The organism is Priestia sp. USM5 (assembly GCF_058323215.1).
Genome location: NZ_JBSGKN010000001.1, coordinates 149,550 through 175,728 on the forward strand (window position 1 = coordinate 149,550; position 26,179 = coordinate 175,728).

General features: G+C 39.1%; 25 protein-coding genes and 3 other annotated features. Of the genes, 21 read left to right on the forward strand and 4 right to left on the reverse strand.

What is annotated here, in order from left to right:
• Positions 1-53: 53 nt before the first annotated feature.
• From ACWATA_RS00775 to ACWATA_RS00810, 8 genes are all read left to right on the forward strand, one after another.
• Positions 54-1,481, forward strand: a complete 1,428-nt coding sequence (locus ACWATA_RS00775; RefSeq protein WP_430046841.1) for a replication initiation and membrane attachment family protein — start codon at positions 54-56, stop codon at positions 1,479-1,481.
• Positions 1,482-1,513: 32 nt separating this feature from the next.
• A complete protein-coding gene (dnaI, locus tag ACWATA_RS00780) occupies positions 1,514-2,446 on the forward strand; it encodes a primosomal protein DnaI (RefSeq protein ID WP_013059430.1) in 933 nt (310 codons plus the stop codon).
• A 96-nt stretch (positions 2,447-2,542) separates the two neighbouring features.
• Positions 2,543-3,403: a sporulation protein YtxC gene (ytxC, locus tag ACWATA_RS00785; RefSeq protein ID WP_028411772.1), complete on the forward strand. Its 861-nt coding sequence runs from the start codon at positions 2,543-2,545 to the stop codon at positions 3,401-3,403.
• A gap of 60 nt (positions 3,404-3,463) precedes the next feature.
• Positions 3,464-3,712, forward strand: a binding site (T-box leader).
• Between the two features lie 43 nt (positions 3,713-3,755).
• Complete coding sequence (gene thrS / locus ACWATA_RS00790; RefSeq protein WP_217915987.1) at positions 3,756-5,714, forward strand: threonine--tRNA ligase; 1,959 nt, start codon at positions 3,756-3,758, stop codon at positions 5,712-5,714.
• 171 nt (positions 5,715-5,885) lie between these two features.
• Positions 5,886-6,008, forward strand: a sequence feature (ribosomal protein L20 leader region).
• Positions 6,009-6,077: 69 nt separating this feature from the next.
• Positions 6,078-6,581, forward strand: coding sequence for a translation initiation factor IF-3 (gene infC, locus ACWATA_RS00795; RefSeq protein ID WP_013059427.1), 504 nt, complete (start codon positions 6,078-6,080; stop codon positions 6,579-6,581).
• A gap of 21 nt (positions 6,582-6,602) precedes the next feature.
• Entirely contained in the window at positions 6,603-6,803 is a 201-nt protein-coding gene (gene rpmI, locus ACWATA_RS00800) for a 50S ribosomal protein L35 (protein ID WP_013059426.1), read from the forward strand.
• Between the two features lie 39 nt (positions 6,804-6,842).
• Positions 6,843-7,202 carry a 50S ribosomal protein L20 gene (gene rplT / locus ACWATA_RS00805; RefSeq protein WP_013059425.1) on the forward strand — a complete coding sequence of 120 codons (360 nt, stop codon included), beginning with the start codon at positions 6,843-6,845 and terminating at the stop codon, positions 7,200-7,202.
• 60 nt (positions 7,203-7,262) lie between these two features.
• The gene (locus ACWATA_RS00810; protein WP_028411770.1) at positions 7,263-7,523 is read left to right on the forward strand and encodes a DUF1294 domain-containing protein; all 261 of its coding nucleotides are present in this window, start codon (positions 7,263-7,265) and stop codon (positions 7,521-7,523) included.
• Between the two features lie 18 nt (positions 7,524-7,541).
• Here the strand turns inward: ACWATA_RS00810 and ACWATA_RS00815 are convergent, their stop codons facing one another.
• On the reverse strand, positions 7,542-7,919 hold the full coding sequence (locus ACWATA_RS00815) for a hypothetical protein (RefSeq protein ID WP_028411769.1): 378 nt from the start codon (positions 7,917-7,919) through the stop codon (positions 7,542-7,544).
• A 132-nt stretch (positions 7,920-8,051) separates the two neighbouring features.
• On the opposite strand from ACWATA_RS00815, the gene ACWATA_RS00820 reads away from it, so the two are divergent.
• Both ACWATA_RS00820 and ACWATA_RS00825 read left to right on the forward strand, forming a co-directional pair.
• Positions 8,052-8,540, forward strand: coding sequence for a dUTP diphosphatase (locus ACWATA_RS00820; RefSeq protein ID WP_033579626.1), 489 nt, complete (start codon positions 8,052-8,054; stop codon positions 8,538-8,540).
• A 77-nt stretch (positions 8,541-8,617) separates the two neighbouring features.
• The gene (locus ACWATA_RS00825) at positions 8,618-9,703 is read left to right on the forward strand and encodes a M42 family metallopeptidase (RefSeq protein ID WP_028411767.1); all 1,086 of its coding nucleotides are present in this window, start codon (positions 8,618-8,620) and stop codon (positions 9,701-9,703) included.
• A gap of 56 nt (positions 9,704-9,759) precedes the next feature.
• Here ACWATA_RS00825 and sspI read toward each other — a convergent pair whose 3' ends face one another.
• Positions 9,760-9,966: a small acid-soluble spore protein SspI gene (sspI, locus tag ACWATA_RS00830; protein WP_013059420.1), complete on the reverse strand. Its 207-nt coding sequence runs from the start codon at positions 9,964-9,966 to the stop codon at positions 9,760-9,762.
• Between the two features lie 140 nt (positions 9,967-10,106).
• Here sspI and ACWATA_RS00835 point away from each other — a divergent pair, with 140 nt between their 5' ends.
• The 3 genes from ACWATA_RS00835 to pheT all read left to right on the forward strand — a co-directional run bounded on the left by ACWATA_RS00835 (position 10,107) and on the right by pheT (position 14,672).
• A complete protein-coding gene (locus tag ACWATA_RS00835; RefSeq protein WP_176343388.1) occupies positions 10,107-10,871 on the forward strand; it encodes a TrmH family RNA methyltransferase in 765 nt (254 codons plus the stop codon).
• A 48-nt stretch (positions 10,872-10,919) separates the two neighbouring features.
• Positions 10,920-11,155 (forward strand) — a binding site (T-box leader).
• 54 nt (positions 11,156-11,209) lie between these two features.
• Positions 11,210-12,244: a phenylalanine--tRNA ligase subunit alpha gene (pheS, locus tag ACWATA_RS00840; protein WP_014458064.1), complete on the forward strand. Its 1,035-nt coding sequence runs from the start codon at positions 11,210-11,212 to the stop codon at positions 12,242-12,244.
• A 13-nt stretch (positions 12,245-12,257) separates the two neighbouring features.
• Complete coding sequence (pheT, locus tag ACWATA_RS00845) at positions 12,258-14,672, forward strand: phenylalanine--tRNA ligase subunit beta (RefSeq protein WP_028411765.1); 2,415 nt, start codon at positions 12,258-12,260, stop codon at positions 14,670-14,672.
• Between the two features lie 33 nt (positions 14,673-14,705).
• On the opposite strand, the gene rnhC is transcribed toward pheT, so the two are convergent.
• Positions 14,706-15,620: a ribonuclease HIII gene (gene rnhC, locus ACWATA_RS00850; RefSeq protein ID WP_205663729.1), complete on the reverse strand. Its 915-nt coding sequence runs from the start codon at positions 15,618-15,620 to the stop codon at positions 14,706-14,708.
• Between the two features lie 143 nt (positions 15,621-15,763).
• On the opposite strand from rnhC, the gene zapA reads away from it, so the two are divergent.
• From zapA to ACWATA_RS00875, 5 genes are all read left to right on the forward strand, one after another.
• Positions 15,764-16,024 carry a cell division protein ZapA gene (gene zapA, locus ACWATA_RS00855; protein WP_013059415.1) on the forward strand — a complete coding sequence of 87 codons (261 nt, stop codon included), beginning with the start codon at positions 15,764-15,766 and terminating at the stop codon, positions 16,022-16,024.
• Positions 16,021-16,578 (forward strand): CvpA family protein, encoded by a 558-nt coding sequence (locus ACWATA_RS00860; RefSeq protein ID WP_014458067.1) that lies wholly within the window; start codon positions 16,021-16,023, stop codon positions 16,576-16,578. Before zapA ends, ACWATA_RS00860 begins: the two co-directional genes overlap by 4 nt.
• 197 nt (positions 16,579-16,775) lie before the next feature.
• On the forward strand, positions 16,776-18,488 hold the full coding sequence (gene polX, locus ACWATA_RS00865; RefSeq protein ID WP_394554240.1) for a DNA polymerase/3'-5' exonuclease PolX: 1,713 nt from the start codon (positions 16,776-16,778) through the stop codon (positions 18,486-18,488).
• 19 nt (positions 18,489-18,507) lie between these two features.
• On the forward strand, positions 18,508-20,871 hold the full coding sequence (locus ACWATA_RS00870; RefSeq protein WP_473049543.1) for an endonuclease MutS2: 2,364 nt from the start codon (positions 18,508-18,510) through the stop codon (positions 20,869-20,871).
• A 181-nt stretch (positions 20,872-21,052) separates the two neighbouring features.
• Positions 21,053-21,460 (forward strand): DUF350 domain-containing protein, encoded by a 408-nt coding sequence (locus tag ACWATA_RS00875; protein ID WP_013059411.1) that lies wholly within the window; start codon positions 21,053-21,055, stop codon positions 21,458-21,460.
• 151 nt (positions 21,461-21,611) lie between these two features.
• Here the strand turns inward: ACWATA_RS00875 and ACWATA_RS00880 are convergent, their stop codons facing one another.
• Complete coding sequence (locus ACWATA_RS00880; RefSeq protein WP_165635118.1) at positions 21,612-22,718, reverse strand: 5-methyltetrahydropteroyltriglutamate--homocysteine S-methyltransferase; 1,107 nt, start codon at positions 22,716-22,718, stop codon at positions 21,612-21,614.
• 217 nt (positions 22,719-22,935) lie between these two features.
• Here ACWATA_RS00880 and ACWATA_RS00885 point away from each other — a divergent pair, with 217 nt between their 5' ends.
• The 3 genes from ACWATA_RS00885 (at position 22,936) to ACWATA_RS00895 (ending at position 26,177) form a co-directional block, all read left to right on the forward strand.
• Entirely contained in the window at positions 22,936-24,627 is a 1,692-nt protein-coding gene (locus ACWATA_RS00885) for an AMP-binding protein (protein WP_098626995.1), read from the forward strand.
• 112 nt (positions 24,628-24,739) lie between these two features.
• Positions 24,740-25,324 (forward strand): fatty acid metabolism transcriptional regulator FadR, encoded by a 585-nt coding sequence (fadR, locus tag ACWATA_RS00890; protein ID WP_013059408.1) that lies wholly within the window; start codon positions 24,740-24,742, stop codon positions 25,322-25,324.
• A 79-nt stretch (positions 25,325-25,403) separates the two neighbouring features.
• Complete coding sequence (locus tag ACWATA_RS00895) at positions 25,404-26,177, forward strand: enoyl-CoA hydratase (RefSeq protein ID WP_028411759.1); 774 nt, start codon at positions 25,404-25,406, stop codon at positions 26,175-26,177.
• Positions 26,178-26,179 lie beyond the last annotated feature (2 nt).

Below are 26,179 nucleotides of genomic sequence, written 5' to 3' on the forward strand. Positions count from 1 at the left end.
TTTAGGCTCTTTTTTTGTCATTTCTATTACTTTAAAAGTAGGTAGGGAACGACATGAAAGAACAACATTGGAAAGAAATGATACCGGTCGATCGTTATGTTGTTCGTTCGAGCGGCATACTGCAGGAATACGACCGAAAGATTTTAACAATGCTCTATCAGCCGTTGGTGGGTACGACGTGTTTTGGTTTGTATATGACGCTATGGAGCGAGCTGGAACAAGATCGTTTATGGGGAAAAGAGTCTACGCATCATCACCTAATGTCAATGATGCAAATTAATTTGAAAGCTATTTACCATGAGCGGTTAAAATTAGAAGGTATTGGTTTGTTAAAAACATATATTAAGGAAGAAGATGATGTTCGTGTGTTCATTTATGAGCTCATTCCTCCTCTTACGCCCCATCAGTTCTTTAACGATGGCGTGTTAAATGTATATTTATATAACCGACTAGGAAAATCCATCTTTCAAAAAATAAAAAATTATTTTTCGGATTCACTCGTGGATGATCAATCGTTCAAAGATGTGACGCATTCATTTAACGATGTATTTAAATCAGTTAAAGCAACGGAGCTGGCTCCAAGTTTTCAGTCTGAAAGCAAGGATGTATTTTCTCCTGATGCTCAAACGGACTTTATAGATTCTTCAAACCGTGCTTCTATTGAGATGAGCCCGGATTCCTTTGATTTTGATTTATTTTTAGCAGGCCTAACAGATTCAATGATTTCGAAAAGGTCAATTACATCTAAAGTAAAACAAGCGATTGAAAAGTTAGCTTTTTTATACGGCATTGATCCTCTTCAAATGAAAAATGTAGTGCTCGATTCGCTAAATGAGAATGATCAAGTTGATATTGAATTGCTTAGAAAAGCAGCACAGTCCTTTTACCAATTTGAAAATGGAGAAGCACTTCCCAATCTAAGCGAACAAATTCAGCCTCCTATGCTTCGTACCATGCAGGAAAAGCAGCCTCAGACTAAGGAAGAGCAGCTCATTCAACAGCTAGAAGTCACCTCTCCTCGACAGCTATTGATCGAGTTTTCAGGGGGGGCAGAGCCATCAAAAGCAGATTTGCAAATGATTGAAGAAGTGATGTTTAATCAAAAGCTTTCACCAGGGGTAGTAAATGTTCTGATTTACTATGTTATGCTAAGATCCGATATGAAATTATCTAAGAGCTATGTAGAGAAAATTGCTGGACACTGGGCGCGCAAAAAGGTACAAACTGTTCAAGATGCCATGAATTTAGCTAAAAATGAACAGAAAGAATATCAGAACTGGACCGAGGCAAAGCAAAATAAAAAAACGGCCGGACGAAAAATTGTGCGTAAAGAAATGGTGCCAGAGTGGTTGAGCAATGAAGAAAAAGAAGAGAAAAAGCAGCCTTCAAAAGAAGTGGATGGATTTGAAGAAGAAAAACGAAAGCTACAAGAAGAGCTCAAGCAGTTAGATCAAGAGCTAAAACAAAAGCATAAAGAATAAAAAGCAGGTATGATAGAGATGAGGTGAAAAAGATGAAGCCTATCAATGATTCACTAAATCAGTTAGTGAACAAAAAGGATTTTAAAGCACGTTTAGAAGCATTAAGAAACAGTATTCTGTCTAATCCCGAAGTTAAAACGTTTCTGCAAGAGCATCGCCATGAGTTAGATGAGCAAATGGTCGACCGAGGCTTGATGAAGATGCATGAATTCATCGACCAGAGCAAATGCTGTGACAAATGCCCTTCTCTGCAAAGCTGTGTCAATATGGTGAAGGGGTATCACCCTCAGCTGGTTGTAAAAGGCCGTAATATTGATTTACAGTATGAACGCTGTCCTAGAAAAGTACAAGAAGATGAGCGAAAAGAACAAGAATCTTTTATTCAGTGTATGTACGTGCCCAAAGAAATTTTACAGGCAACGATGTCTGATATTGAAATTGAGCAGGGAAGATTTGAAGCCATTAAATTAGTAAGAGATTTTGTGCGAGAATATGAGCCAAATAAGAAAATGAAAGCTTTATATTTACACGGTTCGTTTGGTGTGGGGAAGACGTATTTTCTTGGAGCAATTGCCAATGCGTTAGCCGAAAAGAAAGTGAAATCTACGATTCTGTATGTCCCGGAGTTTTTGCGTGAGTTAAAAGGTTCGTTTCAAGATCAAAGCTTCAATGAGAAAATAGAGTATGTCAAAAAAGTACCGGTTCTTATGCTTGATGATCTCGGAGCAGAATCTGTAACGAGCTGGATGCGAGACGATGTGCTCGGAACCATTTTACAATTCCGCATGCTCGAAAATTTGCCGACATTTTTCAGCTCGAATTTAAATTTTAAAGAGCTTCAACATCATTTGACTTATACCCAACGAGGCGAGCAGGAAGAGCTCAAAGCCGCTCGTGTCATGGAACGAATTAAGTCTCTAGCCATTCCCGTTGAAATGAATGGAGAGAATAAACGAAATAGATGAGCAGGTCGTTTTACATTTCTTGTAACGACTTGCTCATTTTTTTGCATGTTGCCCCATATACATTAATAAAGCGTGTCCAAAGGGGGGCTATGAGGAATGAAAATATTCTTTAAATATGTAGAAGACGCAGTCATTGTATATGAGTCTTTATGCGCGAAGCGAAGCGCTTTATCATATGGTTCACAGTGCTTGAAGTTGGTGAATAATCAGCTTTTAGTTATTGATGAGACATACAATCGAGAGGCCATTTTACAAGACATGGTGATACCGGTATTAACGCACGTGATTTTAAAAAAGAAAGAAAAAAAGATGATGGTAAACATATTAAAAGAACAATTTTTCTATTCAGAAGAGGAAGAACAAGATTTGCTGCTTCAAATTATGGGGGGGATTATGGAAGGAGAGAGAGGCGAAATTCCGCAAAAAACATTTTCCCTTCCAAGAGAATTACTTATCCGCCAGGCTCTTCAAGACTTCTTCATTCATAATGTAACATTCACCTTTGAGTCTTTTCTCCAATTCCGTTTAAAAGAATATCAAGAGCGGCTGCGCTATTATGCTGAGCTGGCGATTGATGAATATAAGCTTGAACAAGACTATCAAATTCTTATTCATCAGCTGCGTCAAGCAGCTAATGAAAGACAGTCATCTACAGGCGATGTGTATGTAATGCATTTGAATAAAAACAAGTTTGTATTGTACGACCAAAGCAGTAGATATGTTCCGGAGCGTGAATGTGCAGCCCTAGCAGAGGCCTTTCTATCTGAACAAGAATCAGTATACATAGACTCAACTATCATCGCGCCTTTGCTGAGTTTATCTCCAGCTGCTATTCATCTGTATAGCGATCAGCATGATCATGATTTTGTTTATACCATTCAAAATATTTTTCAAGAAAAAGTGATGTTATACGAAAAAAATGAATTTCCGTTTGATCAAAAGCAAAATATAACGTGAAAGGTTGATTTCTATTTTGAAAATGAATATAATAAATGCATATTGAAAAACAGCTATATGTCACAAGTTATGATGAGGACATGAGTGTATATTTACGGTTTATAGAGAGGGAGATCTAGGCTGAAAATCTCCTAACACGGAATATATTCTTACCACCTCTAAACTTCAGTAGTAAACGAGCAGCGTCTCTAGTAATTACTGACGGAATTTCCGTTATAAAACCTCGAGCCGCTTCGGGTTATTTGGGTTATCCAAGATACGAAGAGGAAACAAGGGTGGTACCGCGTGTATACACAACTCGTCCCTTTTTATAAGGGACGAGTTTTTTGTTTTTACAAAAAGTTTATTAGTTATGTTAAAGGAGTGGAAAGTTGTGTCAGAAGTAATCAAAATGACATTTCCTGATGGAGCTGTTAAAGAGTATCCAAAAGGATCATCAACAGAAGATATTGCGGCTTCTATTAGCCCGGGATTAAAGAAAAAAGCATTAGCAGGTAAAGTAAACGGCGAGCTGCTGGATTTACGTACGCCAATCGAACAAGATGGCAGTCTTGAAATCATTACGCAAGATGCTCCTGAAGCGCTTGAAATTATGCGCCATAGTACAGCGCATTTAATGGCTCAAGCAATCAAACGTTTATACAAAGATGTAAAAGTACAGCTAGGTGTAGGCCCGGTTATCGAAAATGGGTTTTACTATGACATCGATATGGAAGAATCAATTACTCCTGAAGATTTAGGTAGAATTGAAAAAGAAATGAAAAAAATCGTTAATTCAAATATTGAAATTGAACGAAAAGAAGTTTCTCGTGAAGAAGCCATTCAACTTTTTAAAGAAGTTGGCGATGAACTAAAGCTTGAATTGATCGATGCGATTCCAGCAGGTGAAAAGGTGACGATTTACCAACAAGGCGAATTCTTTGATCTTTGCCGAGGTGTGCACGTGCCGTCAACAGGCAAAATTAAAGAGTTTAAACTATTAAGCGTAGCAGGTGCTTATTGGCGCGGAGACAGCGACAATCAAATGCTGCAGCGTATTTACGGTACAGCATTCTTTACAAAAGCAGATTTAGACGAGCATCTTCGTCTTCTTGAAGAAGCAAAAGAACGTGACCACCGTAAACTTGGTAAAGAGTTAAACTTATTTACAAATTCTCAAAAAGTAGGACAAGGTCTTCCTTTATGGCTTCCAAAAGGTGCGACGATCCGCCGTATTATCGAGCGTTATATCGTAGATAAAGAAGTAAGCCTTGGTTATCAGCACGTTTACACGCCGGTGCTTGGAAGTGTAGAACTTTACAAAACGTCTGGTCACTGGGAGCACTATCAAGATGACATGTTCCCTGCAATGGAAATGGATAACGAAGACCTGGTTCTTCGTCCAATGAACTGTCCTCATCACATGATGGTGTACAAACAAGGTATTCACAGCTATCGTGAGCTTCCAATCCGTATTGCTGAACTTGGAACAATGCACCGCTACGAAATGTCAGGAGCATTATCAGGACTTCAGCGCGTTCGAGGCATGACGTTAAATGATGCACATATCTTTGTACGTCCGGATCAAATCAAAGAAGAATTTATTCGTGTGGTTCGCTTAGTTGAAGCGGTTTATAAAGATTTTGGATTTGAAAATTATTCATTCCGTCTATCTTATCGTGATCCTGAAGATACAGAAAAATACTTCGATGATGATGCAATGTGGGAAAAAGCACAAAGCATGTTAAAAGATGCAATGGATGAGCTTGACCTCGATTATTATGAAGCTGAAGGCGAAGCGGCATTCTACGGTCCAAAACTAGATGTTCAAGTTAAAACAGCTCTTGGTAAAGAAGAGACGCTATCTACGGTTCAATTGGATTTCTTACTTCCTGAACGCTTTGATTTAACGTATGTAGGGGAAGACGGAAAACAGCATCGACCTGTTGTTATTCACCGCGGCGTGGTGTCAACAATGGAACGTTTTGTAGCTTTCTTAATCGAAGAATACAAAGGAGCTTTCCCAACGTGGTTAGCACCTGTACAAGTTCAAGTGATTCCGGTATCACCTACGGTTCACCTTGAGTATGCAAAAGAAGTGCAAGAACAGCTTCAGCTTGCGGGTATTCGTGTGGAACTTGATTCTCGCGATGAGAAAATTGGCTATAAAATCCGTGAGGCTCAAATGCAAAAAATTCCTTACATGCTTGTTGTAGGGGATAAAGAAGTAGAAGATAAAGCAGTAAACGTACGTAAATATGGTGAGCAGAATTCAGAAACAGTGGATTTCCAAGCCTTTTTACAAAATGTAAAAGCAGAAGCATCTCGTTAATGAAAAAAGCAGAGAATTGAAATTCTCTGCTTTTTTATCTAACATTTATAAAAAACTGTTGCATAAATGGTTTTCCTTTGATACAATAACTTTTGTTGTGAAAAAAGAACGAAATCATTGACTTTTGTCTTTGTTGATACTATAATAGCTTAAGTAATTGAATACTTGTTTATACAGAAGAAGAAGCACCCGCTTCTCACCTGAGTGACGCATAAAGCAGTTAGCAGGTACATCGTATCTTAATTAAAACGATAGAAGTGTGGGTGCAGTATGTACTCACACTTTTTTGTGTGAGTTAATAATCGGTCTAAGCAAGCGTATTCGCTCATTAAACCTTGGAGGTGGCTACTTATTAGCAAGGACATGATGGTAAACGAGGGCATTCGAGCTCGCGAAGTTCGTCTAATTGATCAAAATGGTGAACAATTAGGAATTAAATCAAAAAATGAAGCATTAGAAATTGCTTCACGAGTAAATCTTGACTTAGTAATGGTTGCTGCAAATGCGAAACCGCCGGTATGTCGTATTATGGACTACGGTAAATTCCGCTATGAGCAACAACGTAAAGAAAGAGAAGCTCGTAAAAACCAAAAAGTTGTAAACTTAAAAGAAGTTCGTTTAAGTCCAACAATTGATGAACATGATTTTAACACTAAACTTCGTAACGCACGCAAGTTCCTTGAAAAAGGTGACAAAGTGAAAGCGTCTATTCGCTTTAAAGGTCGTGCCATTACTCATAAAGGGATTGGCCAAAAAGTACTTGAACGTTTTTCACAAGCTTGCGAAGATGTAAGTTCAGTTGAATCGGCTCCTAAAATGGAAGGCCGCAGCATGTTCTTAGTCTTGGCACCTAAAAACGAAAAGTAATAGAACGAGGAGGAACACCCCATGCCAAAAATGAAAACACATCGTGGCGCTGCAAAGCGTTTCAAAAAGACTGGAAGCGGTAAATTAAAACGTGCTCGTGCTTACACAAGCCATTTATTCGCTAACAAATCTACAAAACAAAAGCGTAAATTACGTAAAGGTTCTTTAGTAAGCAAAGGTGACTTCAAACGTATCCGTCACTTATTAGATAACATTAAGTAATTTGGGTTGAGATAGAAACAATACAGGAGGTAAACAATTATGCCACGCGTAAAAGGCGGTACAGTAACACGCAAACGTCGTAAAAAAGTTTTAAAATTAGCTAAAGGTTTCTTCGGTTCGAAGCATAGATTATATAAAGTTGCTAATCAGCAAGTTATGAAATCTCACATGTATGCTTATCGTGACCGTCGTCAGAAAAAACGTGACTTCCGTAAATTATGGATCACACGTATTAATGCAGCTGCTCGTATGAACGGTCTTTCTTACAGCCGTTTAATGCACGGTTTAAAATTAGCAGGTATTGAAGTTAACCGCAAAATGCTTGCTGACTTAGCTGTAGCTGATGAAAAAGCATTTGCTGAATTAGCAACTGCTGCTAAAAAAGGCTTAGATAAGTAATGAATATAAAGTCTCGTCATCTTTAGATGATGAGGCTTTTTTGCTATCGGAGGACATATCATGAATGAACTGCTGCTTACCTATTTTATTGTTATTAATATAATAGGGATAGGAATGATGTATAGAGATAAACAAAAAGCGAAAAGACATGAGTGGAGAATTGCCGAAAGCACACTGTGGACGGTAGCTGCTATCGGAGGAGCCATTGGAGGACTGATTGGTATGTATTGCTATCGTCATAAAACGAAGCACACATCGTTTACAGTAGGTTTTCCTATTCTTGCCGCTCTTGATTTACTTTTCTTTTTTGTTATCAGCTGAGCACAAATGATTTTGTGCTCAGTGTAAAAATTCTCGAACGGGGCTTTTCCAGCGAATAGGAGCATTTGGATACATGTTGTGTACGTGATTTTCCAGCAGCTTGAAATCTTGTTTTTGCAGTTCATGCAATCGAGATGGATCTGTTAACACCATTGTAATCGACAAAGACTCTGGTTCATTGGGATTGCTGTATTTTTCTCCTTCAAATAAAATACCTTTATACGTTAGTAGAAAATTTTTGCGGATATTCGTTTTTTCGTCAACGACAAAAAATTGCTGATGTTCCTGAGCTGCTACAAGCTTCCGCTTTGGACTGCGAAAATGCTGAACCAGCTTTAATAGTGTGTAAGCAACAAGCGCGAAAATGAACACGCGAACGATAACAATAACAAACATAACGCTCCCTCCTTTACAAGGCACAGTTTTCTTACTTTACGTTTCAGTCTCTAAAAAGTTTCACGATTTTTGATATAATTTCTTTATTGGTTTAAAAAGAAGAAGATATACATAATTACAGGAGTGATTACATTGAATTTACAACAGCTATTTACCATGCAGCGCCAGCTGGATCAGCATATAGAGGACAAGCATCAGCTTCATAAGGAAGACTTGGTTCCAAGAAAACTTTTAGCTCTGCTTGTTGAAATGGGAGAGCTGGCAAACGAAACGCGCTGCTTCAAATTTTGGAGCGTTAAACCTCCGGCTGAAGATGCTGTTATTTTAGAAGAATTTGTGGACGGCGTACATTTCATTCTTTCTTTAGGTATTGAAAAAGGATACGATGATTTAACTGAGCTGCCAAAAGTAAAAGCAGCTGATTCAAAAACAACACAATTTTTACAGGTATTTGCACAAGTTTCTGCTTTCGAGCAGGACCTGTCAAAAGAAAACTATGTGAACATGTTTGCATCTTACATGAAGCTTGGCGATATGTTTGGTTTTTCTGCTGAACATATTGAAGAGGCGTACATGTCAAAAAATGAAGTGAATTTTAAACGCCAAGAACAAGGATACTAGAAATAAAGGGATGGGAAATTTTACTTCAACCTCTTTTTAGCTATAATAGAGGTATACATATGAAAGGGGTAATCCATATGACAAAGTTAGATGAAACATTGACGATGCTTAAAGCACTAACAGATGCAAAAGGAATTCCTGGAAATGAGCGTGAACCGCGTGAGGTTATGAAGAAATATATTGCACCTTATGCAGATGAAGTAACGACGGATGGGCTAGGCAGTTTGATTGCAAAAAAAGTAGGCAACGAACAAGGGCCTAAAATTATGGTAGCCGGTCACTTGGATGAAGTTGGTTTTATGGTGACTCAAATTGATGAACGCGGCTTTATTCGTTTTCAAACGGTAGGCGGATGGTGGTCTCAAGTTATGCTTGCTCAACGCGTAACCATCGTGACATCTAAAGGAGAGGTAACGGGGATTATTGGCTCAAAGCCACCTCATATCTTGCCTCCAGAAGTTCGCAAAAAGCCAGTTGACATTAAAGATATGTTCATCGATATTGGTGCTTCTAGCAGAGAAGAAGTAGCGGAGTGGGGAGTAAAACCTGGTGATCAGGTTGTACCTTATTTCGAATTTACGGTTATGAACAATGAAAAGATGCTCCTAGCGAAAGCCTGGGATAACCGTATTGGTTGTGCAATCGCTATCGATGTATTAAAAGCTTTAAAAAATGAAAAACATGAAAATGTTGTGTATGGTGTAGGAACGGTGCAAGAAGAAGTTGGACTCCGAGGTGCAAAAACATCTGCTAACTTTATTGAACCGGATATTGCATTTGCTGTTGATGTCGGTATCGCTGGAGATACACCTGGTGTTTCTGATAAAGAAGCCTCTTCTAAAATGGGGCAGGGTCCGCAAATCATTTTATATGATGCTTCCATGGTCTCTCATAAAGGACTTCGAGATACAGTGGTAGATGTGGCAGATGAATTAAATATTCCGTATCAATTTGATGCAATTGCTGGAGGCGGTACGGACTCGGGTTCTATCCATATTTCAGCTAACGGGGTGCCAGCACTTTCGATTACAATTGCAACTCGTTATATCCATTCTCATGCAGCAATGCTTCATCGTGATGATTATGAAAACGCAGTTAAATTAATTGCGGAAGTCATTAAGCGCTTAGACCGAGATACGGTTAACGCCATTACGTATAATTGAAAAAAGCTCATTCTCCTAGGAGAATGAGCTTTTTGTTGTACATAGGAAAAGGTTATTTATTTTAAACCGTTTTCAAGCGTTGTCAGAATTTCTTCTTTTTCTGATTCCGGAGACTTTTCCCAAAGCACTTCAAATAAAACACCAAGTCCAGGGAGCATTTTTTCTTCACCGCTTTGAATAGCGTCAGAAATTGTAGCCTCAAGCTCTTCTTTTGAGTTTCCTGAAACGTTTGCAATAACAGCATTTCGTAAATTAAGATCCATCATTTTCACCTCAGCTATCGTAAAGTTACCAATAGTTTTTGTTTTCTTTGCGATTTCTATGTACAATAAAGTGAAACTTATCTAATGATTATTGAACAAAATGTAATCGAACTATTTATTTTTGTATAGATAAAGGAGTTATGTTTGTGAAACAAATTGATTCAGTTAAAAATCCGCAGGTAAAAGCGTGGAAAAAACTGCATAATAAAAAAGACCGTGATAAGCAGGGCCTTTTTATGGTAGAAGGCTTTCATTTAGTCGAAGAGGCTATCAAAAATAAGGATTGCGTAAAGGAACTAATTATACGCGAATCGACCGAAGTGCCCGCACAGTGGGATATAGACGGTATCGAAATAATCGTTGTAAACGAAGCAATTAGTAAGTTATTATCTGACACAGAAACACCTCAAGGAATTATTGCCGTGTGTTTTCAAACAAAGCATGCGGAAATTATTCATACAGCACAGAAAGTATTGCTTTTAGATGCCGTGCAAGATCCAGGTAACCTAGGCACCATTATCCGAACCGCTGATGCTGCGGGAGTGGAGGCTATTATCATTGGAGAGGGCAGCGTGGATGTGTACAACCCAAAAGTCGTTCGTTCAACGCAAGGAGCTATTTTTCACCTTCCAATTGTAAAAGGCGATTTACTCGAAATAATTTCATTGTTAAAAGAAAGAGGAATAGCAGTTTACGGCACGTCGTTACAAAATGGAAAGGTCTACACACACGTAAAACCTTCAAACGAATTTGCGCTGATTGTGGGAAATGAAGGAAACGGCGTAAGCGAGAAAGTGTTGGAACAAACGGATCAGAATCTGTACATTCCCATCTATGGAAAGAGCGAGTCGTTAAATGTTGCCATCGCTTCTGGAATCTTACTTTATTATTTACGCGGAATGTAGTTGCATCGAGAACGTGTTTTCACTATAATAATACAATAGTTACATATGTAAAAAACGATGAAAGAGAGCAGTAGCTTATGTCCGTTTATGCAGGGAGAAAATGCCATGACTGAAAGCATTTTTATAAATGTAATAAGTGAATTCACCTCTTGAGTTGACACTTAGACCATCTTACATAGATGTAAAGGTGTTCCGGAGATTCCGTTAACTTGAATGAAGTGAACTGTATACGTCTGTGTATATAGTTAACAAGGGTGGTAACGCGACTAATCCTCGTCCCTTTTTTGGGAGGAGGTTTTTTTATTTGTCATTTTTTACGTTAAAAGGAGGAATAAGTGATGAAAGAACGTTTACAAGAACTTCAACAAGAAGCAATTGCAAAAGTCGAAGCAGCAAGTGCTTTAAAAGAATTAAACGACGTACGCGTAGCTTATTTAGGAAAGAAAGGCCCTATCACAGAAGTACTTCGCGGTATGGGAAAACTTTCAGCTGAAGAGCGTCCTGTAATGGGAGCACTTGCAAATGAAGTACGTGAAGCGATTGCATCTAAAATTGAAGAAAAACAAACGGCGTTAGAAGCAGCCGAGGTAGAGCGTAAACTTGCTTCAGAAACAATTGACGTAACGCTGCCGGGACGCCCGGTTAAAGCAGGTACGCATCACCCGCTCACAAGCGTGGTTGAAGAAGTAGAAGATTTATTCTTAGGAATGGGCTATGAAGTAGCAGAAGGACCAGAAGTAGAGCAGGACTACTATAATTTCGAAGCGCTGAACTTGCCAAAAGGTCACCCAGCACGTGATATGCAAGATACGTTCTATATTACGGAAGAAACGCTTCTTCGTACGCATACATCAACTGTTCAAGCTCGTGTTATGAACAAGAATGAAGGCAAAGGACCTGTTAAAATTATTTGCCCAGGTAAAGTGTACCGCCGCGATGACGATGATGCTACGCATTCACATCAATTTATGCAAATTGAAGGTCTTGTAGTAGACGAAAACATTCGTATGAGCGATTTAAAAGGCACGCTTGAAGTATTTGTGAAAAAGATGTTCGGTGCAGACCGTGAAATTCGTCTTCGTCCAAGTTTCTTCCCATTCACTGAGCCGTCTGTAGAAGTAGACGTATCGTGTGCAAAATGTGGAGGTAAAGGCTGTAATGTATGTAAACAAACAGGCTGGATTGAAATTTTAGGAGCCGGTATGGTTCATCCAAATGTTCTTGAAATGGCTGGATACGATTCAACTAAATATCGTGGTTTTGCTTTTGGAATCGGTGTAGAGCGTATTGCTATGTTAAAACACGGCGTGGATGATATTCGTCATTTCTATACAAATGATGTTCGTTTCTTAGATCAATTTAAACAAGTATAAAGGAGGGACTACGATGTTTGTATCTTATCGTTGGTTACAAGAGTATGTTGACTTATCAGGCGTAACGGCAGAAGAGTTAGCTGATAAAATCACAAAAAGTGGAATTGAAGTTGAAGGTGTAGAAAACTTAAATAAAGGCATCAGCGGAGTGGTAATTGGTCACGTTGTAGAACGTGAACAGCATCCAAATGCGGATAAATTAAGCCGCTGTCAAGTAGATCTTGGCGGAGGAGAAATCGTTCAAATCGTGTGCGGAGCACCTAACGTGGCACAAGGTCAAAAAGTAGCGGTTGCAAAAGTGGGAGCTGTACTTCCAGGTAACTTTAAAATCAAGCGTGCTAAGCTTCGCGGTGAAGAATCGAACGGTATGATTTGTTCTCTTCAAGAGCTTGGCATTGAAAGCAAGCTTGTGGCAAAAGATTATCAAGAAGGCATCTTCGTCTTCCCAAGTGATGCTGAAGTAGGAGCGGATGCGCTAGATGCATTAAACTTAAACGATGAAGTATTAGAACTAGGGCTAACACCAAATCGTTCAGACTGCTTAAGTATGTTAGGTGTAGCACATGAGGTGGCTGCTATTTTACGTCGTGAAGTGAAGTATCCGTCAGTAAACGTGCAAACGTCTGATGAGCAAGCAGCTGATTATATTTCCGTTAAAGTAGAGGCAAAAGAAGACAATCCCCTTTACGTAGCGCGCGTTGTGAAAAACGTAAAAATTGCTCCGTCACCATTATGGATGCAAACGCGTTTAATGGCAGCTGGTATTCGACCTCATAACAACGTTGTTGATATTACCAACTATATTTTGCTTGAATACGGCCAGCCGCTGCATGCTTTTGACTATGATCGTCTTGGTTCAAAAGAAATTGTTGTACGTCACGCGTCAGAAGGCGAGAAGTTTGTAACGCTTGACGATCAAGAGCGCGTATTAAAAGGCAATCAGCTTGTTATTACAAACGGCAGTGAACCGGTAGCCCTTGCAGGTGTAATGGGGGGAGCAAACTCTGAAGTAAAAGACGATACGGTAAATGTTCTTATTGAATCAGCTTACTTCAAAGGTTTAACAGTTCGTCAAGCTTCCAAAGACCACGGTCTTCGCAGTGAGGCAAGTGCTCGTTTTGAAAAAGGAATTGATCCTAACCGTACGCGTGTAGCTGCTGACCGCGCAGCAGAATTAATGGCTGAATACGCTTCAGGTGAAGTGGTAAGCGGTACTGTAGAAGTAGATACACTAACTGTGGAACCTGCTGTTGTAGCTGTGTCACTTGGACGTATTAACAATGTGCTTGGTACAGAACTGTCGATGGAAGAAGTACAAGATATTATGAACCGTCTTCAATTTGAAAGCAAAGTCGAAGATGAAACAATCGTTGTAACGGTACCGACTCGTCGAGGCGATATTACAATTGAAGAAGATATCGTGGAGGAAGTAGCGCGCATGTATGGCTATGACAACCTTCCTACAACGCTTCCTGTAACAGTGGCAACTCCAGGAAAATTAACAGAGTATCAGCTTGGACGCCGTAAAGTTCGCCGTTTCTTAGAGGGAGCAGGGCTAGCGCAAACAACAACCTATTCGTTAACGAGCGCTGAAAAAGCTACTCAGTTTGCACTCAATGCAACAAGTACGATTGGTTTAGCAATGCCGATGAGTGAAGATCGCAGCATCCTTCGTCAAAGCTTAGTGCCTCATTTACTTGAAGCAGTGAAGCACAATAATGCTCGTCAATCGGATTCTATTGCGCTATACGAAACAGGCTCAGTGTTCTTATCTAAAGGTGAAGGGGAATTACCGGATGAGCAGGAGCGCGTAGCTGGTGCAATCACGGGTCTATGGCATGCTCACGGCTGGCAAGGTGAAAAGAAAGTCGTTGATTTCTATGTGATTAAAGGTGTACTAGAAGGGTTATTTGCACAGCTTGGTTTAGAGAAACGAATCTCATATGCTCCCGTTAAAAAAGACGGTATGCACCCTGGACGTACAGCGGCTGTATGGTTAGATGAAAAAGAAATTGGATACGTGGGTCAAGTTCATCCTGTTGCTCAGAAACAGTATGGCCTTCGTGAAACATACGTGTTTGAATTACACCTTCAAGAGCTATTAGCTGCAGATGTCGAAGAAGTTCGTTATTCAGCTATTCCAAGATTCCCATCTATTACACGTGATATTGCACTTGTTGTAGATAAAAACGTTCTTGCAGGAGAAGTTCAGCGCGTCATCTATACGACGGGCGGAGAACTTTTAAAAGACGTGACAGTATTTGATCTATATGAAGGCGAGCGTATGGAAGAAGGCAAGAAATCTGTAGCTTTCTCTTTACGTTACTTAGATCCTGAACGTACATTAACAGATGAAGAAGTAGCAAAAGCACATGGTGCAGTTTTAGAAGCTGTTGAAAAAGAATTTGGTGCAACGCTTCGTTCATAAGAATAAAAAAAGAGATGTGGATTTCCACATCTCTTATTTTTTAGCTAATTTTAAAGCTTTTTCTGTATTAGCAAAATGGATTTTAGCTAAAGAGTTCAGCGCATTGACGCCATGTTTTTTAATAATTTTAGCAGCGGCGATATCAACTTGTGCTCCAGCTCCGCGAGGAATGACCATCCCCGTCTTTTCCGTTAGTAAATCCATTTGTTTTAAAAATGCGTATCTGGCAATAATGGAAGCAGCGGCTACAGATAAATGAACGCTTTCTCCTTTTGTACTGAAAAAGACATTTTCTTTGATAATCTCTTTTTCCTTTACGATGTGTTTATAATAGGTGTTTTTTTCAACAAACTGGTCAATTAAAATCGCATCAGGTTTTTCAGAATCCAATTTTTTTAACACGTTGGATAAAGCTTTGTTGTGCAACAGAGCTTTCATTTTACCTTGTGACATGCCTTTTTCTTGAAATGCATTATACTTTTCGTTATGTAAGACAAGCAAACTGTAAGGAATAAACGAAACAAGCTGCTTGGCAATTTCAATGATTTTAGCATCCGTTAACTCTTTTGAATCTCGTACTCCTAATTCTTTTAACAAAGGAAGCTGCTCTTTTTGAACATAGGCAGCAACTACGGTCATGGGACCAAAATAATCTCCCGTTCCTACTTCATCAGAACCAATGACCGATAGTGAACTGAAGTTTGATGGGAGATGTGAGACGGGAGCCTTTTTAGCAGCATCTAAAGGACCTCCCCACTTAGCTGCTTCTGTTTCAGCTTCTTTTCCTTGAAAAAGTACTTTTCCAGAGCGGTATGCAGTGATAGAACAGCCGGGAGTTTTAGCCGAAAAAATACTTCCCTGCGGCAATTTAGGCTGCAAATAGGATGTGTAATGAAGCTTCATTTTAGCTATCTGATCAGCTGATACCTTAATAACAGCATGTGACATAATGCTTCACTCCTTTCGGGGTATTTTAGTTTACTTTATAAGCACTATCCCTTATGATAGCTTAAATATAGATATGTTTCCATTGAAGTCTTCTTCGTGGTATGATAGGGATTAGGATTTTTCGTGGAACGGAGGATTTTCTCGTGTCAAGACAAGATAAAACACGTGCGACAGTTGACATCTTTGGTCAGCAGTACAGCATCGTCGGTAGCGAAAGTACAAGCCATATTCGACTTGTCGCCTCTATAGTGGATGAAAAAATGCGTGAAATCAGTACTAAAAACCCTTCTTTAGATATCAATAAATTAGCAGTATTAACAGCTGTGAATGCTGTACACGAATATATAAAACTGAAAGAAGACTATGAGAGACTTGAACAAAAACTTTATGGAAAAGAGGAATGACTGAGTCAATGCTTAATATCATTTTAATTATATTGCTTCTTTTAGGCTTTGTAACAGGTCTTAAAAGAGGATTTATTTTGCAACTCATTCATATTGTCAGTTTTGCGGTTTCGTTTATCGTCGCTTATATGTTTAGTGGAGATTTGGCAAGTCGACTTCGCTTGTTGATTCCGTTTCCAGACAATATTCAGCAGCAAAGTGTCGCATCGTTTGTATTTGATTCTGGAACGATAGAAGACGCTTTTTATCGAATGATTGCATTTGCGATTTTATTTTTTGCTACTCACATTGTACTTCGCCTTGCAGGCTCTGTTTTAACGGCTTTAACGGAACTGCCAATTCTGCGCCAGTTAAATAAATGGGGCGGAGGTGCACTTGGATTCGTTGAAGTGTATATCATCGTTTTTATTTTGTTATACATTGGAGCCGTGATTCCTGTAAGTGAAATTCAAACGCCAATTCAACAGTCTTCAATTGCAATCAATATCGTACAAAATACTCCATACTTATCGTCTGCCATTCAAGATTTGTGGACTCAGTATGGTGTAATGTAATGAAATTACAATAGCTTGTTGAGAGGGTGTGTCGAAAGTGTCATAATACTTTTGAGATACCCTCTTTTTTTATCGCAGTCTGTTCTGCGGTTTTCACGGAGATAAAAGTATGTCTAGATAAAAATTTGAGAGAGTACATATGTCACTCATCATGTTTTGAAAGTTTCGTTATTATGATAATAGGCTGGTGAAAAGAGATGAATAAAAAGGATATTATTAAATTGTTAGAAACAATTGCTACATATATGGAATTAAAAGGAGATAACCCTTTTAAAATTTCTGCTTTTCGAAAAGCAGCTGCAGCGCTAGAAACGGACGAGAGAACGCTGACAGAGATTGAGGATTTTACCAAGCTCCAAGGGATTGGTAAAGGAACGGCTGCAGTTATTACAGAGTATATGGAAACAAATGAGTCAAGCGTACTAGAAGAACTAAAGCAAGAAGTTCCTGAAGGACTTATTCCTCTGCTTAAGCTGCCGGGGCTTGGAGGTAAAAAAATCGCTAAATTATATAAAGAGCTAGATATTAAAGACATGGAATCACTGCATCAGGCCTGTATGGAAAATCGAGTGCAGGGACTAAGCGGTTTTGGTAAAAAGACGGAAGAGAAAATTATCGCTGCTATTGAAGAGTTTGGGAAACGTCCTGATCGTTTGCCTCTTGCTTTTATGCTTCCAATAGCGGAAGAAATTTTAGAAGTCCTTAAACATATGCATAGCATTGAGCGTTTTTCTCAAGCAGGGAGCATTCGCCGCATGAGAGAAACTGTAAAAGATCTTGATTTTATTATTTCAACAGCTGAGCCTCATGCTGTCCGTGAACAGCTAGTATCGTTGCCAAATGTGAAGGATGTCATTGCAAATGGAGATACAAAAGTATCGGTAACGTTAGCCTATGAGTACGATGTGTCCGTGGATTTTCGTCTTGTAGAAGATAAAGCGTTTGCCACGACGCTTCATCATTTTACAGGATCAAAAGATCATAATGTGCGCATGCGTCAATTAGCAAAAGAACGCGGTGAAAAAATTAGCGAGTATGGCGTTGAAAATGCGGAGACAGGCGAAGTTATGACATTTGAGTCTGAACAAGCATTCTATGAACATTTTGGGCTGTCTTTTATTCCGCCGGAACTTCGTGAAGATGGAACGGAAGTAGATGCATTTATAAAACCTCAAACGCTTGTGACCTACGGTGCGGTAAAAGGTGATTTGCATATGCACTCCACGTGGAGCGACGGAGCGTATTCAATTGAAGAAATGGCGGAAGCATGTCGCGCGCGAGGCTATGAATACATGGCGATTACAGACCACTCTCAGTATTTAAAAGTAGCTAACGGTCTAACGCCTGAACGCATTCGCAAACAGCGTGAAGAAATTAATCGTTTAAACGCACAGTTCGATGATTTTACAATACTAGCAGGAATTGAAATGGATATTTTGCCCGATGCAACACTTGATTATGATGATGAAATGCTAGCTGAGCTAGATTTTGTTATTGCGTCCATTCACTCTAGTTTTTCACAATCACGCGAAGAAATTATGAATCGTTTAAAGCAAGCGTTAAATAATGTTCATGTAGATTTAATCGCTCATCCGACCGGTCGTTTGATTGGTCGCCGCAACGGATATGATGTAGATATTGATATGCTAATTGAATTAGCTAAGGAAACAAAAACGGCTCTTGAACTAAACGCGAATCCAAACCGTTTAGATTTAGCCGCTGAGCACATAAAAAAAGCACAAGAGGCAGGAGTTAAAATTGCAATTAATACAGATGCTCACAATCTAGACATGCTAGAGCATATGGAAATTGGAATATCTACGGGAATTAAAGGCTGGCTTAAACCAGAAACGGTATTAAATACGTATAGCCTCAAAGAATTAACCGCCTTTTTAAATCGACATAAATAAGCAACAGGAGGAATCAGTTTTGCAATCACGTATTTTCCATGTACTAGAGTTTAATAAAGTTAAGGAACAGCTTCAGAAAAAAGTAGCTTCTTCTTTAGGCCGAGAAAAAGTAGCGAATTTGATTCCCTCGACTCAGTATGAAGAAGTAGTCAAATGGCAGGAAGCAACAGATGAAGCTACAACCGTGCTGCGATTGCGTGGCAACGTACCGCTAGGAGGCATCTTTGACGTTCGACCTAGCGTAAAGCGCGCTGAAATTGGAGGAACGCTAAGCTCTAATGAACTTCTTGATGTAGCAAGTACTATTTATGCTGCAAGACAAGTCAAGCAATTTATCGAGCAAGTAGTAGAAGACGAAGATTTACAGCTTCCAATTATAACTGAACATATCGAAAAACTAATGCCTCTTCCTGAGGTAGAACAAACAATTAAAATGAGCATTGATGAGAATGGCACAGTACTAGACGGTGCAAGCGACCAGCTAAGAGGCATTCGTCAAAAACTTCGCTCGACGGAGTCTCGTATTCGCGAAAAGCTAGACAGTCTTATTCGCTCCTCGTCTGCTCAGAAAATGTTGTCAGATGCGATTGTTACCATTCGAAACGAACGTTTCGTTATTCCTGTTAAGCAAGAATATCGCAGTGCGTATGGAGGCATTGTGCACGATCAGTCTTCATCTGGAGCAACGTTATTTATTGAGCCACAGGCGATTGTGACGTTAAATAATGAGCTTCAAGAAGCAAAAGTAAAAGAAAAACAAGAAATTGAGCGTATTCTTATTGCTCTAACCGTTCAGGTAGCGGAAGTGGCAAATGAACTCCGTCAAAACGTTTATTTGTTAGGTGAGCTGGACTTCATGTTTGCTAAAGGGCGCTATAGCCATGAGCTAAAAGCTTCAAAACCTAAAATGAACGATCGAGGCTATATTAAGTTAGTGAAGGCAAAACATCCTCTTATTGCACAGGAAGATGTCGTTGCAAATGATATTGAGCTAGGTGATCAATATACGTCTATCGTTATTACAGGACCAAATACCGGCGGTAAAACCGTAACGTTAAAAACACTTGGGTTATTCACATTAATGGCTCAAGCAGGTTTGCAGATTCCTGCGCTGGATGGATCGGAAATGGCTGTGTTTAAACACGTATTTGCTGATATTGGAGATGAGCAGTCCATTGAACAAAGTCTGAGTACCTTTTCATCTCATATGGTCAACATTGTAGATATTTTACAAAAAGTAGATCATGAAAGTCTGGTCTTGTTCGATGAATTGGGAGCCGGAACAGATCCCCAAGAAGGTGCAGCGCTTGCGATTTCGATTTTAGATCAAGTATATGAAAGAGGCGCTCGCGTAGTTGCGACTACTCACTATCCTGAATTAAAAGCGTACGGCTATAACCGTGAAGGAGTGGTCAATGCTAGCGTAGAGTTCGATATTGAAACATTGAGCCCTACTTACAAGCTGCTGATTGGTGTACCGGGTCGAAGCAATGCTTTTGAAATTTCAAAACGTTTAGGTTTAAGTGCAGAAGTAATTGAACGTGCCAAAGGCTATATTGGCTCAGAAACAAATAAAGTAGAAAATATGATCGCTTCTCTTGAAGATAGCCGCCGTCAATCTGAACATGAGCTAGAAGAAGCTGAACAGCTAAGAAAAGAGGCTCAGAAGCTTCATAAAGAATTACAGAGTCAGATTATTGAGTTTAATGAAAAACGAGATAAGCTGTACGAAAAAGCTGAAGAAAAAGCTCAAGCCACAGTTCAAGCAGCATCTGAAGAAGCAGAGAAAATCATTAGCGATTTGCGTAAAATGAGTCAAAAAAATCATGCGCTTGTAAAAGAGCATGAATTGATTGAAGCACGTAAGCGTCTAGAAGATGCAGTTCCAACTCTTGAAAAAAGTAAAAAGAAACCGGCTGTGCTGAAAAAACAAGAGCGCACTCTTCAAGCTGGAGATGAAGTGAAAGTCTTAAGCTGGGGACAAAAAGGAACGCTTGTGGAACGAGTAAGTAATAATGAATGGCAAGTGCAAATGGGAATCATGAAAATGAAGGTGAAAGAAAAAGATCTCGAATATATTAGTTCCCCAAAACCTGTAGAAACAAAGCCGCTTGCTACGGTAAAAGGAAAAGATTATCATGTAAATCTAGAACTGGATTTAAGAGGAGAGCGCTATGAAAATGCGCTGATTCGAGTTGAAAAATATATTGATGATGCTTTGTTAGCCAACTATCCGCGCGTTTCGATTATCCACGGTAAAGGAACCGGAGCTCTTCGTAAAGGTGTACAGGAATATTTGAAAAATCATCGTTCTGTTAAAAATATTCGTTTCGGAGAAGCTTCTGAAGGAGGTTCTGGCGTTACGGTTGTGGAATTTAAGTAAAAGAATGCTGAGATAAAGGTGTCAGTGGATGCGCTGAACAAGCATATATGAAGATGGAAAATCCGACATGGCTCATGAACTATGTTGGGTTTTCTATCTCTTTTAAGAACGATGCAAGTAAAGGAAAGAGACCTGTCAGTTCATTACGTGGAGTGTAATATAAATTAGGAGTGATGCAAAAATGAGGGATTTTTGGAAAGACCCGTATATTGAATCCGCCGCTTATTACAGCGTGGTTGTCTTGAGCATTGTCGTCTTTCTTGTTGTGTTTGAGCTCGTTACTAAATATAAGAATTGGGAAGAGATTCAAAAAGGAAATATGGCTGTTGCGATGGCAACAGGTGGGAAAATATTTGGATTAGCTAATATTTTTCGCTATTCAATTGAGCATAACGACAATTTGTTAAGAATGCTTGGATGGGGAATATATGGGTTTGTTCTTTTACTAGTCAGCTATTTTATTTTCGAATTTTTGACGCCGAAATTTCGAATCGATGATGAAATTGAACAAGATAACAGAGCCGTTGGGTTTATTTCACTTGTTATTTCAATCGGTATGTCCTATGTAATAGGAGCAGGGATAGGATAGGAGAGAGTCATGGAGAAGTTAGCGAAAATTTTACTCATTTTATGCGGAGTGTTTATGCTTATTGGTCTTATCTATTTATCTATATAGCTTTTCCTAACATTGTGATGACAGCAAAAAAGCTGGCCTTAAAGCAGGTCAGCTTTTTTAATGATTACTTCCATACTTCTTCAGCAATTGAAATCACGTGCTTTACTTTATCCCACTGCTGTTCTTCAGTTAGTAAATTTCCTTCTTCTGTAGAAGCAAATCCGCACTGGGGACTCAAACAAATTTGATCAAGAGAAACAAATTCTGCCGCTTCAGCAATTCGTTTTTTCACTGCTTCAGGATCTTCTAAATCTCCAAATTTTGATGTGATAAGACCAAGGACAATCTGAAGGTCATTTCGCTTTACATGTCGAAGAGGTTGGAATCCTCCTGAGCGTTCATCATCAAATTCTAAAAATAGTCCATCTACGTTTAACTGACTGAAAATAGCTTTTGACGCATTTTCATATCCGCCGCTTGCTGTATAAGTAGACTGGAAATTCCCTCTGCAAATATGCATTGTAATAACCATATCATCTGGCTTATGCGCAATGGATTCGTTGATCGCATCCGTAAAACGTTTCAGTAATTCTTGGGGCGTAAATCCTTTTGACGCGATTTGTTCTTGTCCTTTTTCTGAGAAAAAGACCGCCCACGCAGTATCATCTAACTGTAAATAGCGGCATCCAGCATCATAAAATGCTTGAATGGCTTTTTGGTATGTTTTAACTAAATCAGCAAAAAATACATCCGTATCCGAGTAAGCAGACTCTTCAATATGACCTCTGAAAAACAGCATATTGGGACTTGGAATGGTGAACTTAGCCACGTGTTCTTTTCCAGCCGCTTGATGAAGAAATTTATAATCTTCAATCATAGGGTGGTGATTAAAATCTAGTTTTCCAGTAACTTTTATACCGTGAGCTTTTGTTTGGACACCGTGAAACTGAATTCCCGACTCTGCTTCGTAAAGTTCTACGCCCACAAGTTCTGATAGAAAATCAAAGTGCCACCACGCACGGCGAAACTCACCGTCTGTTATGGCTTTTAATCCAATTTGTTTTTGCTTTTCTACGAGCTTACTAATTTCTTCATCTTCAATTGCTCGAAGCTGTTTCTTTGTCATTTCCCCGTTTTCTACCTGTAATCGTGCTTGCTTGATACGCTCAGGACGCAAAAAGCTTCCAACGTGATCTGCTTTGAACGGTCCTTTAGTCAATGTTGTTATCAATTCATACAGCTCCTTAAAAAAATCTAATTTTTATTATATACAAAAAATTCGGATAATGTACAGGGATAAATCCAATTTTTATTTATTACGCTGCAGGATGAAAGAGTGATTAGACAGGAAAGAGAACATTCAATAACGATTGCATCTAAAAAAAGAATGAACTATAATTTTAATTAGAAAATTCTAATTTTTTATTTTTTTGAGGGAGAGGATACGTGTGGAATCCACCGAAAAGATATGGCTTTCTCAATACCCAGAGGAAATATCTGCTACGCTTCATTATGAGCAAAAAAATTTAGCACAGCTTTTTGAAGAAGCAGTTCAAAAAGCCCCTAAAAAAAACGCAATCTATTTTCTAGGGAAAAAAATGACGTTTTCCCAACTGCATCAAGATTCTTTGAAACTGTCATCTTACCTTATTGAACTGGGATTAAAAAAAGGGGATAGAGTAGCCATTATGCTTCCAAATTGCCCTCAAGCTGTCATTTCCTTTTATGCTGTTCTTCTTGCCGGAGGAGTAGTCGTTCAAACAAACCCTTTGTATACGGAAAGGGAGTTAGAGTATCAGCTGAATGATTCAGAAGCGACCATGATTATTGCACTCGATTTGCTATATCCGCGTGTAGTAAAAATGAAAGCGTTAACAAGTGTAAAACACGTAGTCATCACCTCTATTCAAGACTATCTCCCATTTCCCAAAAACATAATCTATCCATTTATTCAGCGCAAACAGCAGAAGATAAGCGTGGATGTGAGTCATACGGAGACTACTCATTTATTTAAACGCATTATAAGTGAATCCTCTCCAGCAGTATGTAATGCTGAGGGAATTTCAGACGAAGATATCGCGATTTTACAATACACCGGGGGAACAACAGGTTTTCCAAAAGGAGTCATGCTTACTCATAAAAACTTGGTAGCCAATGCAACGATGTGTTCACATTGGTTATACCGCTGCAAGCATGGAGAAGAAAAAGTGCTTGGAATTATCCCGTTTTTTCATGTGTATGGTTTAACAACGGTTCTTGTTCTATCGGTTTTGCAAAACTACGAGATGGTGCTTCTGCCTAAATTTGATGCAAAAACGACGCTCAAAACCATTCATAAGCAGCAGCCTACTTTATTTCCAGGTGCTCCGACAATTTACATCGCATTATTAAACCATCCTGATTTAGCAAAATACAACCTATCTTCTATTGATTCATGTATGAGCGGTTCGGCTCCTCTTCCTGTGGAAGTGCAGGAGCAGTTTGAAAAGCTCACTGGAGGTAAACTAGTGGAAGGATATGGATTGACGGAAACCTCTCCTGTTACTCATGCTAATTTTCTTTGGAAAGAGAGAATACCAGGAAGCATTGGAGTGCCTTGGCCAGACACAGATGCCAAAATTCTCTCGTTTGAAACAGGTAAAGAAGCTGCTGTAAGCGAAGTAGGAGAAATTGCGGTTAAAGGTCCTCAGGTCATGAAAGGATATTGGAAGCAGCCTGAAGAAACGGAGGCTGTTATGCGAGACGGGTGGTTGCTAACAGGTGATGTTGGCTATATGGATGATAAAGGTTATTTTTATGTAGTAGATCGAAAGAAAGATATTATTATTGCCGGGGGATATAATATCTATCCTCGAGAAGTTGAAGAAGTATTATATGAGCATGAAAAAATTCAAGAAGCTGTAGTGGTAGGTGTTCCTGACCCATATAGAGGAGAAACAGTGAAGGCTTACATTGTATTAAAAAATGGTGTAAGATGTACTGAAGAAGAGTTAAATGAGTTTTCTAGAAAGTATTTAGCTGCTTATAAAGTTCCGCGCCTTTATGAATTTCGAAATGAGCTTCCAAAAACAGCGGTCGGGAAGATTCTGCGACGAGCGCTGATTGAAGAAGAAAATGAAAAGCATAAAAAGGCGACGTAATCGATCGTCGCCTTTGATTTTTTTGCTGAAACATAATTGACAGATACTTGCGGTTTCTTTATTATAAAGATATGAATGAATAATCATTCATATTTTAAAGGAGCGTATAAGATTGAGAAGAAATAAGCCAAAGTATAAGCAGATTATCGATGCAGCTGTAGTAGTAATAGCAGAAAACGGATACCACAATGCTCAGGTTTCTAAAATTGCTAAGCAGGCTGGAGTTGCAGACGGTACGATATATTTATATTTTAAAAACAAAGAAGATGTCTTGATTTCCTTATTTCAAGAGAAGATGGGACAGTTTGTAGAAAAAATTTATGAAGAACTGGCGGGAATTGAAACTGCGGCAGAAAAACTTCACGTATTAATTGACAAGCATTTTTCGTTTCTAGCGGAGGATCATCATTTAGCTACAGTGACACAGCTTGAACTGCGTCAATCGAACAAAGATTTAAGATTGAAAATTAACGATGTATTAAAAGATTATCTGACTCTCATTGATTCTATTTTACAGACAGGAATCGAAACGGGTGAGTTTTCTGAAAATATAGATATTCGTCTTGCGCGACAGATGATTTTTGGAACGATTGATGAAACTGTCACAACATGGGTAATGAACGATCATCGATATGGTCTAATAGAATCGGTAGATAAAGTCCATTCCCTGCTGTTAAACGGCTGCAGCGGCTCATAATCGTAAGTGAGCCTGCTGCTCCCTTGCGAGGGGAGAAGCGCAAGGTAATGAAAATAGAAAGAAAGGGTGGGGGAAACAAATGGAGATTATCCAGGTTGAAACTGTTGATGCAATAAGCTTCATTACGTTGAATAGACAACCTGCTAACGCTTTGTCTCAAGATTTATTAAAAGATCTTTCAAGTGTTTTAAAACATTTAGAAGATAGCAAAGAGACAAGGGTTATCGTCATTAAAGGCGAAGGGAAATTCTTTTGTGCTGGAGCTGATATAAAAGAGTTTACATCACTGCAGCAGGAAAAAGATTACGAGAAACTTGCTGTTAACGGCCAAGAGCTCTTTGAGTATATTGAAAATTACCCAAAACCAGTTATTGCAGCTATTCATGGAGCTGCTTTAGGCGGAGGATTAGAGCTTGCTATGAGCTGCCATATCCGTTTGGTAACAGAAAATGCTAAGCTGGGCTTGCCTGAACTTCAGTTAGGAATTATACCAGGGTTTGGAGGAACTCAGCGATTGCCTCGTTATGTAGGGGTTCATAAGGCTTGTGAGATGATGCTGACAAGTGATCCAATATCGGGCAGCGAGGCAGTGGAGTTAGGATTGGCAAACGCAGCTTTTGAAGAAAGTCAGCTTATCAATGAAACATTTTTACTTGCTAGAAAAATTGCCAAAAAAAGCCCAATCTCTGTTAAAGCTACCTTGCAGCTGCTTCAACATGTAAAAACAGATGCTTATTACAGCGGCATCAAAAAAGAAGCACAGTTTTTTGGAAGCGTATTCAAAAGCCGTGATGCTCAAGAAGGCGTAGCCGCTTTTATTGAAAAGCGCCAGCCTAAATTTTTAGGAAAATAAGC